Origin of the sequence: Paraglaciecola mesophila KMM 241, from assembly GCF_000315015.1 — a bacterium.
GTDB lineage: Bacteria > Pseudomonadota > Gammaproteobacteria > Enterobacterales > Alteromonadaceae > Paraglaciecola > Paraglaciecola mesophila.
The window spans coordinates 62,812-76,918 of record NZ_BAEP01000041.1; the positions used below are offsets into that span (position 1 = coordinate 62,812).

A 14,107-nucleotide genomic window follows, 5' to 3' on the forward strand; every position below is an offset into this window, starting at 1 on the left:
GAATTCTAACGCCTTCATGACTCATACTTTACCAACGCAAAATGTGTTCAAACGCTTCGCCGTTTACCTCAAAGACTTCAAGCTTGCCTTTGGTGTAGCGATTATTGGCATGGTCGGGTATTCCCTGATCGATGCTTATGTTATCTCCTTGCTGCAACCTATTATTGATGGCAATGGGGGAAAGTGGGATTACGATTATCTGCGCTTAGCCGCTTATTTTGTTATCCCCGTTTTTATCGCCCGTGGCATATTTAATTTTATGGGTACCTATACCTTGTCTTGGATATCAAGCCAGGTGGTGATGAAAATGCGCGAGCAATTGTTTCATCAGTACATGCATTTGCCTGTTGAGTTTCATGATCATCACCCTTCGGGGCAACTTATCTCAAAAGTAATTTACGATACCGAGCAAGTAGCAGGCGCGGCTGGCAAGGCGTTTCTAACCCTTGTAAGAGAAGGGGCGTTGGTCTTTGGCTTGTTATTTTGGATGTTCTATCATTCTTGGCAGTTGTCAGTAGTTTTTATTCTGATTGGCCCGCTTGTGGCCATGATTGTATCTATTGTGAGCAAGCGATTTCGCCTGGTAAGTAAAAACATTCAGCAAGCGATGGGGAACTTAACCTCCTCTGCGGAGCAAATTATTAAGGGCCACAAAGTGGTATTGATGTTTGGCGGGCAAGATTTGGAAGCCTCGCGTTTCGCTAAAAAGAATAACAATAATCGCCAGCAGAATATGAAGCTGGTGATTGCGCAAATCCTCAGTGTGTCATCGATTCAAGTGATTGCCTCTGTTGCACTTGCCGTCGTGTTATACATCTCTAGTAAACCTAATTTCATCACTGATTTAACCCCTGGAACGTTTGTAACCGTCGTGGTGGCTATGACCATGCTACTTAAACCGTTGAAACAGCTCACCACGGTAAATAGTGAGTTTCAAAAAGGCATGGCTGCTTGCGTAAGTATCTTTTCAGTGCTGGACAACGCCATCGAAAAAGACACTGGCAGCAAAGTACTAGACAAAGCCAAGGGCAAATTAGAGTTTAGAGACGTGACCTTTCATTACCCCAATAAAGAAGAGGCCGCGTTATCAGATATGTCATTTACGGTAGAGCCAGGAAAAACCTTTGCTCTGGTAGGGCGTTCTGGTAGCGGTAAATCAACCATATCGAGCCTATTAACTCGCTTTTATGATGCGCAGCAAGGGACTATTTTGCTCGACGATGTGCCGTTACAAGATTTTAAACTGAAGGACTTACGCCGCCAGTTTGCTTTAGTGTCTCAGCACGTCACACTTTTTAACGATACGATTGCTAATAATATTGCCTACGGCTCAGAAGGGCGCGTCACCCCGGAGCAAGTGTTGGCAGCAGCGAAAACTGCCCACGCTTTAGAATTTATTGAGCAGTTACCCAACGGCATGGAAACACTCATCGGCGAAAATGGCTTGATGCTTTCTGGCGGACAACGTCAACGTTTAGCCATTGCCCGTGCTGTACTGCTTGATGCACCTGTGCTTATTCTTGATGAGGCCACATCGGCACTTGATACGGAGTCAGAGCGATTGATTCAAGATGCCCTTGAAACACTGCAGCAAGATCGTACCAGTATTGTTGTGGCCCATCGTTTATCGACCATTGAAAGTGCCGATCAGATATTGGTTATCGAAAGAGGGCGTATTCTCGAGCAGGGAGACCATGCTTCGTTATTATCCGAAGATGGCGCTTATGCTCAGTTACACAAATTACAATTCGGTGACGGGCAAATTGACCCGTGAGATGGATAGAGCGTGTTTGGTATCAGCAACCTTGGTACCAATGGCCGAGCATTCTGATATTAATGCCACTGACGGCACTCTTCTGGCTGATATCTAAGGTTAGAAGATGGGCGTTTTCAACTGGCTTGAAAAGCTCAGTCAAGGTGTCTGCACCAGTAATCATCGTGGGTAATATCAGTGTGGGGGGCAATGGTAAAACGCCTCTTGTTGTGCATTTAGCCCAGTTTTTACACACAAATGGGTATCGCCCTGGAGTGCTTAGCAGAGGGTACGGCGGTAACAGCAGTGATTATCCTTGCGCGGTGACAAGCAATAGTCAACCAAGCGAAGTTGGTGACGAGCCAGTATTGATGCGCCACCGCATTCAATGCCCTATGGTGGTTGATCCCAATCGCGGACGCGGCGCCCAGTGTTTAGTTGAAGAGCACGATTGCGACGTCATTATTTGTGATGACGGCTTGCAGCATTATGCGCTGCAACGAGATATCGAAATTGTGGTGATGGACGCTAAAAGACGTACGGGAAACCATTTTTTGCTGCCATCGGGGCCGTTGCGAGAGTCTACCGCTCGCTTACAGGAAGTAGACTTTGTTGTGGTCAATGGTCAAGACGCGCATAGTGGTGAATGGCTAATGTCATTAGCGCCGGGTGAGTTGGTTAACCTTAATAACCCAACTCAGCACTTAGCGCTAAGTGAGCTGGAGGATCCGGTAATTGCAGCGGCAGGTATCGGTCACCCTGAACGATTTTATACGTTATTAGAGCAGCACAAGGTGAAGCTTAAAAGCTGTTTGAGCTTTGTGGATCACCACGCGTTTCAAGCAAGTGATTTACCTAAAGAGCGGGTGTTAATGACAGAGAAGGACGCGGTCAAATGCCGTGCATTCGCCCATGATGATTGGTGGTATTTACCGGTGGATGCCAATCTTGATGGCGAGTTTGAACAACAATTATTAATGAAATTACGCAACGTAAAGTGAGATAAAAGATGGCGTTTGATAAAAAATTACTGGAAATCGTAGCCTGTCCTGTATGCAAAGGTACGCTTATTTTAAACAAAGATAGCAATGGTAATGAACGCTTGGTATGTCGTTTCGATCGTTTAGCATATCCAATCGAGCAAAATATCCCAGTGTTGCTTGAAACAGAAGCTCTGGTGCTATCAAGCGAAGAACTAGAAAAAATCAAATAGTAAGGCCGCCATATGAACTTCAACGTTATCATTCCTGCACGTTACGCCTCCACTCGTTTTCCGGGTAAGCCTCTGGTCGAGATAAATGGTAAGCCGATGGTGCAACATGTTTATCAACGCGCTATTGAATCAGGTGCATCAAATGTGATTGTAGCGACTGATGATGCCCGCATCGCCAAAGCAGTGAGTGATTTTGGGGGAAAATATTGCATGACTGGGGCTCACCATGAGTCTGGCACCGAGAGATTGGCTGAAGTGGTGGAAATGCAGGACATGCTGTCTCAGGAAATTGTGGTTAATGTGCAAGGTGATGAGCCGTTTATTCCTGCTGAAAATATTCAACAAGTGGCAGAAAACCTACATCATCATCAACAAGCTGAAATGGCCACTTTGGCCGTTAAAATAGTCGATGTAGAAGAAGCGTTTAACCCCAATGCCGTCAAAGTCGTGTTAGACAAGCAAGGTTATGCCATGTATTTCACGCGGGCGACGATACCCTATGATAGGGCGCGCTTTTTGGATGAAGATATCATTGATGAAATCGGTGATTATTACCTGCGCCATGTGGGGATTTATGCCTATCGTGCGGGTTTTATAAAACAATATGTGAATATGTCCCCGTCAGGATTAGAGCAAATCGAATCATTAGAGCAATTACGTGTGTTGTGGCACGGTGAGAAAATTCATGTTGATATCGCGCGTAAAACGCCGCCTGCTGGCATTGATACCCCAGACGATCTGAAGCGCATTCTTGCTGATCCTTCCCTTAAATTTTAACGCACAAGCACAGCATCAAGTGGTGGTGTATTTTATTCACACTGGTGGAGAGCCGGAATGCCCTTAAGCGCCCTTAAAAAAATAGAATTGGGTGTTTTCCCTACGCCCATTCATAAATTAGCCCGTTTATCAGCCCACCTTGGAGGCCCGCAGATTTATATCAAGCGTGATGACCTTACCGGTTTAGCGCTTGGGGGCAACAAAACCCGAAAACTCGAATATCTATTGGCTGATGGGCTAGCCAAGGGCTGTGATTGTATCATTACCGCAGGCGCGGCTCAGTCAAATCATTGCAGGCAGACTGCCGCGGCAGCCGCTACCTTGGGCCTAGAATGCCATTTGGTCTTGGGCGGGCAGGCCCCAAGTAGCGCGAATGGAAACCTACTTCTTGACCAGCTATTTGGTGCACGTATTCACTGGGCAGGAGAGAAGCGTAAAGGAGAAGATATTCCTAATATTGTAAGTACTTTGCAAAATCAAGGGAAGAGGCCTTATGTTGTGCCTTATGGGGGCTCTAATACCATAGGTTCAGCAGGGTTTATCGACGCCTTTAAAGAGTTACAACAGCAGTGTCACGCTAGTAGTCAGCTACTTGAATTTTCGGATATTGTCTTCGCGTCGAGCTCGGGGGCGACTCATTGCGGATTAGTGCTTGGAAAAGCGCTGTGTAATACCAACAGCAATATTATTGGAATTAATATTGATAAAGATGAGCAAGGTAAAGATACCTTTAAATCTCAGCTGCACACGCTGATCGAGGATACCGCTCAAACACTCTCGATTCAGTACGATGGTACAATAGACGATGTGCAGTTAATTGATGATTACATTGGCCAAGGGTATGGCGTGGTGGGCAATTTAGAGCGGGAAGCGATATCTTTGTGCGCCCAATTTGAAGGGATATTATTAGACCCTGTATACACTGGGCGGGCGATGGGCGGATTAATTGACATGATACGTCAAGGTCGGTTTGCTTCAAGCAGTAATGTGCTTTTTTGGCACACTGGTGGGGCGCCTGCCATCTTTGCTTATGCCGATGCATTACAACTAAGTTGATTGAATTTTCAACGATTTCCCAGGTTAAACGTGATGTAGGGCAAGTTTATCCCTCAATTGCACGATTTCTGTGCAGTTGCGGGCATTTAATACTGGATAAAATTTTTCTGAAACACTATGGTTTACCCCCTCCTTTAGTATAAGAGTATGGTGATGTTGTGAAAGCGTTGTTGGCGATAAACGTCTTGTTTTGGCTGTGTGCGTCTTACGCTTATGCGGATCATAATGAAGAAGTAGAAAAATTCATTATTGCGGGGCAAGCAGCGACCTATGATTGCCCTAAAAGCAACATTACCCCAACCTTGAATAGTTACTTAGCCAGCGATGATTTAGCCAAGAGGCAAAAAGATCGACTAAGTTTGATAAAGTCTCATTCATTGATTTGTGTAGGTCAATACAGTCAGGCGCAAGATATTTTGGACGCCTTGCTCGACGATGAAGCTGTTAGTAAAAGTAGTGCTTTGTATGCCGGGGCAGTATATCAGGCCGGTTTCATTCTTGATGTACAGGAAAACCCCCAACGCTGTAATTATTATGCTGAAGCACAAGATCTCGCTCGAGACCGATTCTCTGATATTTATTTGAGCGCACAATTGGGCTTAATTACCGTATGTAACCAACATAACACCGACATCTCGGTCAAACTGGGTAAATTGTATGCGTTGCTAGAACAGTTTTTAGAAATTGGTGACGTGGCCGCTATCGCTCATATTCATAATAATATTGGGTTGCTTTACGGCAGTATAGGGCAAAACGAATTAGCCGCTGAACAATATTTAAAGTCCTACCATATGGGGCTTGAAGTGTATGAAACCAGCAACCAATTAGCGACGCTGATTAGCGCAATCAGTGCCAATATGGCCAGTGGTGATTTTGTCGCGGCGAAAGAAAACATTGAGATATTTCGAAAGGCAAATTTGGGTGTGAACACGCCGTTAACGAATACTTGGTTACACTACGCAGAGAGTCGCTATTACTTTCGAATAGAAGAATATGAGAATCTGCGTAATAGCCTGCTGAAGTTACATTTCTACCTACCTAAAGTGAGCAGCAAAATCATTCATCGTAATGCAAAGCTATATGCTATTGCATTGTGTATACACGATGACGACGCACAATGTGTGCAGAGTTTTCTAGCCGAACAAGAAGCGTTAAGTAACAGTGAGCACAAAAAATTCTTGGCAAAAAGAGACTACCTTTGGGTTATGACCCATGCGTATTTTTACACAGGTAATCTAAAACAAGCACAAAGAACTTTTAGGCGCTATGCACAGGTGAGTAATCAGCAAATATTGGACCAACAACATTCGGGACGCGTATTAGGTGTAGCGAATCTTCATGGTCAAATTACCTCATTAGAAAGTGAACTAGAACAGCAAGAGGCGCAAAAATACCGCTCGATTGTGTTGTTGAGCTTAGCGTTTATTCTGCTGTTAGCGGGTGTGTATTTCTTTGTGGTAAAACGCTACATAAAACGCGTGAGTACTGATGCGTTGACCGGTTTATTGAATGAAAGAGCAGTGATTGCCATTATGCGCCGTTTACCGACGGCACAAGACGGCCGTACCAACGCGCTAGCGCTCATCGATATTAGCAATGCTCGAACGGTAAAACAAAAATACGGGCATATTGCAGAAGAGAGAGCGCTGACTGCAGTTTCTGAATGCTTACATAAAGTCACAAGAGAAGAAGACATAGTCGGGCGGGTTGGCAGTGAGCAGTTCGTTGTTTGCCTACGCAGTATTAATGAGTCTCTGGCGCGGGAGTTCTTCGAACGTGTACAAAACGGACTCGCGGACACCCAGTTTATTGCAACGGTAGGAGAAAAGGTGTCCATTGAGAGCCAAATGAGCGTGTATCTATCTGTTGAGGGCCTGTCTGATATTGAAGATGTGCTGTCAGATATGCGCGACTCCTTTGTTGCCCCAAAAGAATAGCTCTATGGTAGATTTAACACTTAGCCTTGTGACAACGAAAACGCAGGTAAACGAATGTTTTTCGCTTATGCGTCAGCTGCGACCGCATCTCGGTGAAGCGCAGTTTATCGAACATGTTAGCGTGCAAAAGGACGACGGATTTCAAATACTGCAAGCCAAATGTAGCGATCAAGTCATTGGTCTTGCTGGTTTTCGCATAGGGCACAAGCTTGCTTGGGGTAAGCATTTGTACATCGACGATTTAGTCACTGATGAAGATGCCCGTTCCAAAGGTATAGGGTTTGCGATGCTGAACTGGTTAGAAGATCACGCGAAAACAATGGACTGCGCGCAAATCCATCTTGACTCGGGTGTACAGCGTTTTCAAGCCCACAAGTTTTACTTACGTTCAGGATTTGTTATTTCCAGCCATCACTTTGCTAAATCACTTTAACGTGTAAACGACTCGATTTATGCGATTACTGTTACCATTAAAATATTACGATGACGCTGGGCGCGTTAAGCCATCAAAATCCATTTTGTGGTGTTTGTTTTATATTTGTCGCCCTATATGGGTGTTCGTCGCTTCACTAACGTTTCGTCAAGATAGCGGAGCATTGTTAGCTCTATTTTATCCGCACAATAGCTATTTCTATTCTAGTTTGTTGATTGCTTTACCCGGGTTTCTGGTTGTTTTACTGATCAGTTTTCGTACTAAACTATGGGACACCAGAGCACGTTTGTCCTTTCGTTTTATCAAGCCCTTTATGCTCTTTAGTCTGCTTGTTGATATCGGCTTTCACGTTTTTATGGCCGCTAAACAAAACTGGGGCTTTTCTTGGCTTATTGCGTTAACCCTGTTGCTAGATTGTATTTATCTTTACTGGGTCAAAAAAAACCGGCATTTAACATTGTTAACGCGTGACTGGCTGAAGGCGGAGGAGGGAGCGGCTCCAAAAGAGCAATCAGGATAATAAAGCAATTACCATTTTCTCGTCGGTTGCGCTTCAATAAATACCTACCCAGGGAAAGGGTAACCGAACGAGAACCTTGATTCGATCACTTCAACTTCTCCTCTTTTTCATCTCTATTTTCCCAATGTGCATAACTGCTTCGCCGGGCGTGCGACGAAGCAGCGTATTAACACATTATTGAACGTTATTAGCGACAGCTTGTTCGAAATAGTTCTTCACGCTGACCTGACTATCATTGACTAGGCGTTGGTAACAGATCCCTGCGAATGCGTAGGTGTTTCCAGCGTATTCCAGCACGACGTAGGGCGCGCGCTTATCGGATTCATCGTACTTCCAGAAGCCGCCGACTTTATGGCGAAATAACTCGCCGACATAAGCCCCATATATATTACAAATAGTGAATACGGCGCTATCTTCTAATGCTTGAGATTCATACTTGCCAAGCCAACTCAAAATAACATCATCTACTAAAGACAGACTTTGTTCGGTTTCGTCTAAGATAATGCCGAACTCTTGCTCGGTCGTTTCAATAGCATTTTGCGCGCTATCTATCATAAGTTGGGTGAGTTCTTCTTGGGTCATTTGCATCTTGGTCTCCAATATTGACGTTATTATTCTTTATACGAGTTAGTGTAAGAGTCACTGAGCGAGCTATTGTAAAAGCTATTAAAAGTGCTTTGTTGAATGAGTGTTTGATAAAGTAAATGTGTGCCTGGCCCACAAGAGTCTGGTTTAGGTTTGACCACATAACAAATCAGCGGCCGCAAGCTACTGCCTTTTATGGGTAAACGGTGAAGCGATTTCGAAGCAATTAAATCCTCGATGATAAAATCTGGCAGCCAGCAAAAGCCTATATTTTGCAATAATAAATCAATTGCCGTTTCAAAGGTGCTGACCGTCCAACGCTGTTCTGATTTTAACCAACCTTGTTTTTCGCTTGGGGTGTTGGATGTATCTTTAATGACGAGTTGAAGATGTTGCTGTAAGTCATTTAATTCGACGGGGCCATCAAGCGCTGCAAGTTGATGCTCGGGGTGACAAACGGGATGTAACGAACATTCCGCAATCGGCTCACCTAAAAAACCTCTGGGCATTAGGGGAGATATCACTATGTCAGCCCAGGCCTGGGTAATCGCTTCTTCTGTACCGGTTAATACTGTTTCGATAATACGCAACCGGCTGCCTCGGCTCTCTGGATAAAATGATTTCAAAGCCGGATAAAGGAGCTTCTTTGGGTATGCTAAGTCTACAGCAATAGTAATTTCAGGCTCCCAATCTTGGTTGATGTTCGCGGCTAATTCTTCTAAATCTTGCACGTTTTGAGTTAGATGACGAGAGCGACGCAGCATGACTTCACCCGCTTCGGTAAGGAATGCTTTTCGCCCTTTAACCTCAAGCAGCTTTACATTAAGTTGGTCTTGAAGCTTAGCAACCGCATGATTCAAAGACGACTGGCTTTTATTTAAATGAGCCGCCGCGTGAGCATAGCCACCATGGTCGACAACGGCTTGCAGTATTCGCCATTGCTCTAGAGTCGTTTTTGCACGATACATTAGGTTTCTATTTTTTCGAAAGGATAACGCTATGCTAGGGGCTGTTGCTTTTAAAAACAACTCAAGTTGATCTTAAATCTCTGATTTAGCGTAAATTACTCATTATTTACTCAACTTCAATCTTATGCGCTATCACTCTTTGTTACCGATTTCTGCTTTATTGTCGATCAGTGTTTTTTCGTTACTCATACATCTAAACATTATGCCCTCTGGCATAACGATACTTGAAGAGCTTAAAATCGCTTTTGCTGGATATTTATACGCGTTGATTTTGATTATTATTTTAGCTGAATCGATAGTGTATGTAGGTTTCTATTTTCCTGGCCAGTTTTTCGCGGTGCTGCTTGTGGTGTTGGCCAAGCCGCAGTGGCAAGATATCGTGTATTTGACCTTGTGTATGGTGGTCGCGGCAACGTTGGGGTCTGGCATTAACTATTGCCTTGGTCATCGACTCGCAAAATCCAATAATGCAAAAAAGAGCCTACAAAAAGACGGCGCACAGCAAGAAGATTACGAAGAAACCGATGAGTTTTCCATTAAATACTTGTTGATTGCTATGATCCATATTAATTCGTTAGCTTTTTACATGTTCAAACAGGGTGAACAAAATAGACCGCTCAAAGTGGTTTGGTTTGCAGGCTTACTGAATTTACCTTATTACTTGTTATTGATTTTTGCCACATCTTTTCTCAGTGAGGAGGTACTGCAACTTGCTGAAAATACGGTTTTTTTAATAACCGCCATTTCAATTTGGTTGTTAATAAGTGGGTACCTTGACTATAAGAAATATAGAGCAAATATGTAATTTTTTTGCGCGATAAAAGGAACGCTAGACGGTCTGACTCGCTTTATCTAGGATTTTTTTCATCACTCGGGCCGCTGCAATAAAGCCAAATGAAGCCGTTACTGCTACTGATGCACCAAAACCGTTGTTGCAGTCAAGTTTGACGCTACCATCGGCTAAATTTTTTGTTTGGCATACAGAGCCATCCTCTTGAGGATAACGCAACTGTTCTGTAGAGAAGACGCAATCGATGGCAAAACGCCTTTTCGAATTGGTGGTGAAACCATATTCTTTACGCAATATGTAGCGCAGCTTAGCGGCTAATGGGTCTTGAATGGTTTTTGCCAAGTCAGCTACCGCTATTTGCGTAGGATCAATTTGACCACCGGCTCCGCCTATTGTGATGATAGGGATTTTATTGCGTTTACAGTGGGCAATCATTGCGGCTTTCGCCTTAACGCTATCTGTGGCCTCGACCACGTAGTCCATATGTTTGTTAAGGAGTTCCTTGGCATTATCTGGAGTAACGAAATCCTCGATAACATCGACCTTACAGTCAGGATTAATTTGTAAAATACGCTCACGCATGGCATCGACTTTTGCCTCGCCAATAGTACTTTGCAAAGCGTGAATTTGCCGGTTGGTGTTGGTAACGCAAATATCATCCAAGTCGATTAACGTTATATGACCTATCGCGCTGCGTGCTAACGCTTCTGCTACCCAAGAGCCGACACCACCAATGCCAACAATACATACATGGGACGCACGTAGAGTGTCTGTTTCATTTATGCCGTATAAACGCTGTGTACCGCCGAAGCGTTGTGAAAATTGACTCATGCTATTCGACCCATGCTAATTGACTGAGAGTATAAAAACGTAATCGTATATTAATATCTAGTGGGTATTATATCAGGGTAAGGTACGCTTTTTGCAAGTGGTCAGCTTCGTTCTTAGCCTGGTATTTTGATAATTGCTGTGTGCAACGCTTAATAAACGTTAAAAAACGTGGTTTTTTAAGCATATAAACGCCATGTACGTTGAATTAATCACGGGCTTTTAATAGTATTCCAGCACAAAATATTAGCCGTAAATAATGAAAGTTAATTGAAAAGGAAAGTGAAATGAAACCAGTCGTTTTAGCCGGTGGTAGCGGAAGCCGTTTATGGCCAAAATCTCGTGCGGCATTGCCTAAGCAGTTTTTACGCTTAACGTCGAATTTGACGATGTTGCAAGATACCGTTGCGCGCTTAGAGGGTACTCAAGCAGAGCAACCTATCGTCATTTGTAATGACTCTCATCGCTTTCTTGTCGCTGAGCAGTTACGTCAGCAAAACATAGAACATGGTGGCATTTTATTAGAGCCTATGGGGCGCAATACCGCTCCTGCGATTGCACTCGCTGCGTTACATGCCTCACTAAGCGGTGAAGACCCAACCTTGCTGGTACTTGCTGCGGATCATTTGATCAATGATAACGAAGCGTTTCATAAAGCCATTGCCCAAGCCGAAGTGCTGGCAGAGCAGGGTAAGTTAGTCACATTCGGCATAGTGCCAGACAGCGCGCATGTAGGTTACGGCTACATTCGTAGTGGTGCAAAAGTAGCGCAAGCTGAAGTGGGCTTTGATGTGGCAGAGTTTGTTGAGAAACCTGATTTGGCTACGGCGCAGCAATATGTAGACTCAGGTAACTATTTCTGGAACAGCGGTATGTTTTTATTCAAAGCGAGCCGTTATCTAGAAGAACTCGAAAAGTACGCCCCCGACATGTTGGATATTTGTAAACGTGCGATTGCGACAGAAGCCCCAGATTTAGAATTTGTGCGGGTTGATGCCGATATATTTGCTACTTGCCCTGATGATTCTATCGATTACGCTGTAATGGAAAAGACTGATGCAGCCGCTGTTGTGCCATTAGATGCAGGTTGGAGCGACGTGGGTAGTTGGTCTTCCTTATGGGAAACAGCAAAAGAAAAAGATGAAAATCAAAACGTGATCATCGGTGATGCGATATTAGATGACGTTCACAACAGTTACATTAACGCTGAGCAGCGCCTTATTTCGGTGGTTGGCTTAGATGATGTCGTTGTGGTTGAGACCAAAGATGCGGTTTTGGTTGCCCACAAAGATAAAGTACAAAATATTAAAAATGTGGTGAATAAACTTAAAGCGGAAAAACGCCCAGAGTTCGAATTCCACCGTGAAGTATTCCGTCCTTGGGGTAGCTACGACTCAATCGATAACGGTGAACGTTTTCAAGTGAAGCGTATTACGGTTAAACCGGGAGAAAAGCTTTCCGTGCAAATGCATCATCACAGAGCAGAGCACTGGATCGTAGTGGCAGGTACGGCCAAGGTCACAAATGGTGAAGAAACCTTACTGTTATGCGAAAACCAATCAACTTATATCCCAGTTGGCGTTATTCACGCATTAGAAAATCCAGGGAAAATTCCTTTAGAGCTTATTGAAGTGCAATCAGGTACCTACTTGGGCGAAGACGATATCGTGCGTTTTTCTGATCGCTACGGTCGCGTTGAGTCTAAATAAGAATAATGAGTGACGAGGATTTGATGAAATGAAGATTACCTGTTTTAAAGCCTACGACATTCGCGGTAAGCTGATTGAACAGCTAGATGAGCGCATTGCTTATCGTATAGGGCGGGCGTTTGCTCAGCACTTTAGTGCTAAAACTGTCGTGGTCGGGGGAGACGTACGTCTTACTTCCGAGCCATTAAAATTGGCTCTGTCAGCGGGTTTGATAGATGGTGGTGCCACTGTTAGCGATTTAGGCATGACTGGCACCGAGGAAATTTATTTTGCCACTAAACATCTTGGTGTTGATGGCGGCGTAGAAGTGACAGCGAGTCACAACCCCATAGATTACAACGGAATGAAGCTTGTAAAAGAGGGCTCGCGCCCGGTTAGCGGAGATACGGGGTTGTTCGCAGTACAAGCCTTAGCTGAAAGTTTCAGTGAAAGCGAAGTAGGGACTGGTCTTAAGCAGTATTCAACAGCATTTGTAACTGATGATGAATTCATTCAGGGGGAGTCTAGCGTTTCCACTGAAAAATTACAGGCAAGTGGTCAATATAAAGTCATCTCTATCATGGATGCTTATGTTGAACATATGCAAAGCTATGTAAACAGCGATAATTTCTCACCGCTTAAATTGGTGGTAAATGCGGGCAATGGGGCAGCGGGTAAAGCCTTGGATGCAATAGAATCTGCCTTTTTACAAAAAGGTGTGCCCATCGAATTTATAAAAATTCACCACCAACCTGATGGACATTTTCCAAACGGTATACCGAATCCTTTGTTACCAGAGAGCCGCGCGGATACTGCAAATGCAGTTATCCAGAATCAGGCAAATATGGGAATAGCATGGGATGGCGATTTTGACCGTTGTTTTTTATTCGATGAAAAAGGTGAGTTCGTTGAAGGGTATTACATCGTTGGTTTGTTAGCCCAAGCCTTTTTAGAAAAAGACCCTGGGGCCAAAATTATTTATGATCCTCGCGTTTATTGGAATACCGAAGACATCGTTAAGAGTGCAGGTGGAGTGCCGATTAAGAGTAAAACAGGTCACGCATTTATCAAAGAGCGTATGCGTGCAGACGATGCCGTATATGGCGGAGAGATGAGTGCTCATCATTATTTCCGTGATTTCGCCTATTGTGACTCAGGTATGATCCCTTGGTTATTGGTCGCTGAATTGCTGTGTTTACAAAATAAACCTCTGTCAGAAATGGTCGCTCAACGTATTGCTGCCTTCCCATCATCAGGCGAAATTAACTCTACCTTGGAAGACCCAGATGCGTCTATCGCGAAAATTTTGCAGGCTTATGAAAGCAAAGCAAATGTGGTGGATTACACAGATGGCATTGGTTTAGAGTTTGATAAGTGGCGCTTCAACTTACGTAAGTCGAATACGGAACCTGTTGTAAGACTCAATGTAGAGTCACGAGGTGACATACCACTTATGCAAGCTAAAACTAAAGAGTTATTAGACATATTGAAAAAGCATTAAAAATAACAGGCAATAATTACGTTATTGCCTAATACCAGATAAAAAAATAGCGCCAATT

Annotated in this window: 14 protein-coding genes; 11 read left to right on the forward strand and 3 right to left on the reverse strand. The window is 44.0% G+C overall.

The features are described from left to right. Positions 1–16 precede the first annotated feature (16 nt). The 8 genes from msbA (at position 17) to GMES_RS09580 (ending at position 7,689) form a co-directional block, all read left to right on the forward strand. Complete coding sequence (gene msbA / locus GMES_RS09545; protein ID WP_006992452.1) at positions 17–1,774, forward strand: lipid A export permease/ATP-binding protein MsbA; 1,758 nt, start codon at positions 17–19, stop codon at positions 1,772–1,774. After that, on the forward strand, positions 1,771–2,754 hold the full coding sequence (lpxK, locus tag GMES_RS09550; protein WP_039987078.1) for a tetraacyldisaccharide 4'-kinase: 984 nt from the start codon (positions 1,771–1,773) through the stop codon (positions 2,752–2,754). Before msbA ends, lpxK begins: the two co-directional genes overlap by 4 nt. A gap of 8 nt (positions 2,755–2,762) precedes the next feature. Continuing rightward, the gene (locus GMES_RS09555) at positions 2,763–2,966 is read left to right on the forward strand and encodes a Trm112 family protein (protein ID WP_006992455.1); all 204 of its coding nucleotides are present in this window, start codon (positions 2,763–2,765) and stop codon (positions 2,964–2,966) included. 12 nt (positions 2,967–2,978) lie between these two features. Beyond that, positions 2,979–3,743 (forward strand): 3-deoxy-manno-octulosonate cytidylyltransferase, encoded by a 765-nt coding sequence (gene kdsB / locus GMES_RS09560; RefSeq protein WP_006992456.1) that lies wholly within the window; start codon positions 2,979–2,981, stop codon positions 3,741–3,743. Between the two features lie 57 nt (positions 3,744–3,800). Continuing rightward, positions 3,801–4,799, forward strand: coding sequence for a D-cysteine desulfhydrase family protein (locus tag GMES_RS09565; protein WP_006992457.1), 999 nt, complete (start codon positions 3,801–3,803; stop codon positions 4,797–4,799). 158 nt (positions 4,800–4,957) lie between these two features. Continuing rightward, a complete protein-coding gene (locus GMES_RS09570) occupies positions 4,958–6,736 on the forward strand; it encodes a GGDEF domain-containing protein (RefSeq protein ID WP_006992458.1) in 1,779 nt (592 codons plus the stop codon). A 4-nt stretch (positions 6,737–6,740) separates the two neighbouring features. After that, positions 6,741–7,169 (forward strand): GNAT family N-acetyltransferase, encoded by a 429-nt coding sequence (locus tag GMES_RS09575; protein ID WP_006992459.1) that lies wholly within the window; start codon positions 6,741–6,743, stop codon positions 7,167–7,169. Between the two features lie 19 nt (positions 7,170–7,188). After that, positions 7,189–7,689 (forward strand): DUF2919 family protein, encoded by a 501-nt coding sequence (locus GMES_RS09580; RefSeq protein ID WP_006992460.1) that lies wholly within the window; start codon positions 7,189–7,191, stop codon positions 7,687–7,689. Positions 7,690–7,863: 174 nt separating this feature from the next. Here GMES_RS09580 and GMES_RS09585 read toward each other — a convergent pair whose 3' ends face one another. Further along, a complete protein-coding gene (locus GMES_RS09585) occupies positions 7,864–8,277 on the reverse strand; it encodes a hypothetical protein (RefSeq protein WP_006992461.1) in 414 nt (137 codons plus the stop codon). A 23-nt stretch (positions 8,278–8,300) separates the two neighbouring features. Next, positions 8,301–9,242 carry a LysR family transcriptional regulator gene (locus GMES_RS09590; protein ID WP_006992462.1) on the reverse strand — a complete coding sequence of 314 codons (942 nt, stop codon included), beginning with the start codon at positions 9,240–9,242 and terminating at the stop codon, positions 8,301–8,303. A 124-nt stretch (positions 9,243–9,366) separates the two neighbouring features. Here GMES_RS09590 and GMES_RS09595 point away from each other — a divergent pair, with 124 nt between their 5' ends. Next, positions 9,367–10,047 carry a hypothetical protein gene (locus GMES_RS09595; protein ID WP_006992463.1) on the forward strand — a complete coding sequence of 227 codons (681 nt, stop codon included), beginning with the start codon at positions 9,367–9,369 and terminating at the stop codon, positions 10,045–10,047. A gap of 24 nt (positions 10,048–10,071) precedes the next feature. On the opposite strand, the gene tcdA is transcribed toward GMES_RS09595, so the two are convergent. Beyond that, the gene (gene tcdA / locus GMES_RS09600; protein WP_006992464.1) at positions 10,072–10,863 is read right to left on the reverse strand and encodes a tRNA cyclic N6-threonylcarbamoyladenosine(37) synthase TcdA; all 792 of its coding nucleotides are present in this window, start codon (positions 10,861–10,863) and stop codon (positions 10,072–10,074) included. A gap of 284 nt (positions 10,864–11,147) precedes the next feature. Here tcdA and GMES_RS09605 point away from each other — a divergent pair, with 284 nt between their 5' ends. Together GMES_RS09605 and GMES_RS09610 are read left to right on the forward strand one after the other, a co-directional pair. Then, positions 11,148–12,569 carry a mannose-1-phosphate guanylyltransferase/mannose-6-phosphate isomerase gene (locus tag GMES_RS09605; RefSeq protein WP_006992466.1) on the forward strand — a complete coding sequence of 474 codons (1,422 nt, stop codon included), beginning with the start codon at positions 11,148–11,150 and terminating at the stop codon, positions 12,567–12,569. A gap of 28 nt (positions 12,570–12,597) precedes the next feature. Next, on the forward strand, positions 12,598–14,049 hold the full coding sequence (locus GMES_RS09610; RefSeq protein WP_006992467.1) for a phosphohexomutase domain-containing protein: 1,452 nt from the start codon (positions 12,598–12,600) through the stop codon (positions 14,047–14,049). Positions 14,050–14,107 lie beyond the last annotated feature (58 nt).

Coding starts and splice junctions, on each gene's coding strand:
- GMES_RS09580 (WP_006992460.1), top strand. CDS start 7,189: ATGCGATTACTGTTACCATTAAAATATTACGATGACGCTGGGCGCGTT.
- msbA (WP_006992452.1), top strand. CDS start 17: ATGACTCATACTTTACCAACGCAAAATGTGTTCAAACGCTTCGCCGTT.
- tcdA (WP_006992464.1), bottom strand. CDS start 10,863: ATGAGTCAATTTTCACAACGCTTCGGCGGTACACAGCGTTTATACGGC.
- GMES_RS09575 (WP_006992459.1), top strand. CDS start 6,741: ATGGTAGATTTAACACTTAGCCTTGTGACAACGAAAACGCAGGTAAAC.
- GMES_RS09595 (WP_006992463.1), top strand. CDS start 9,367: ATGCGCTATCACTCTTTGTTACCGATTTCTGCTTTATTGTCGATCAGT.
- GMES_RS09565 (WP_006992457.1), top strand. CDS start 3,801: ATGCCCTTAAGCGCCCTTAAAAAAATAGAATTGGGTGTTTTCCCTACG.
- GMES_RS09605 (WP_006992466.1), top strand. CDS start 11,148: ATGAAACCAGTCGTTTTAGCCGGTGGTAGCGGAAGCCGTTTATGGCCA.
- GMES_RS09555 (WP_006992455.1), top strand. CDS start 2,763: ATGGCGTTTGATAAAAAATTACTGGAAATCGTAGCCTGTCCTGTATGC.
- kdsB (WP_006992456.1), top strand. CDS start 2,979: ATGAACTTCAACGTTATCATTCCTGCACGTTACGCCTCCACTCGTTTT.
- GMES_RS09585 (WP_006992461.1), bottom strand. CDS start 8,277: ATGCAAATGACCCAAGAAGAACTCACCCAACTTATGATAGATAGCGCG.
- GMES_RS09590 (WP_006992462.1), bottom strand. CDS start 9,242: ATGTATCGTGCAAAAACGACTCTAGAGCAATGGCGAATACTGCAAGCC.
- GMES_RS09610 (WP_006992467.1), top strand. CDS start 12,598: ATGAAGATTACCTGTTTTAAAGCCTACGACATTCGCGGTAAGCTGATT.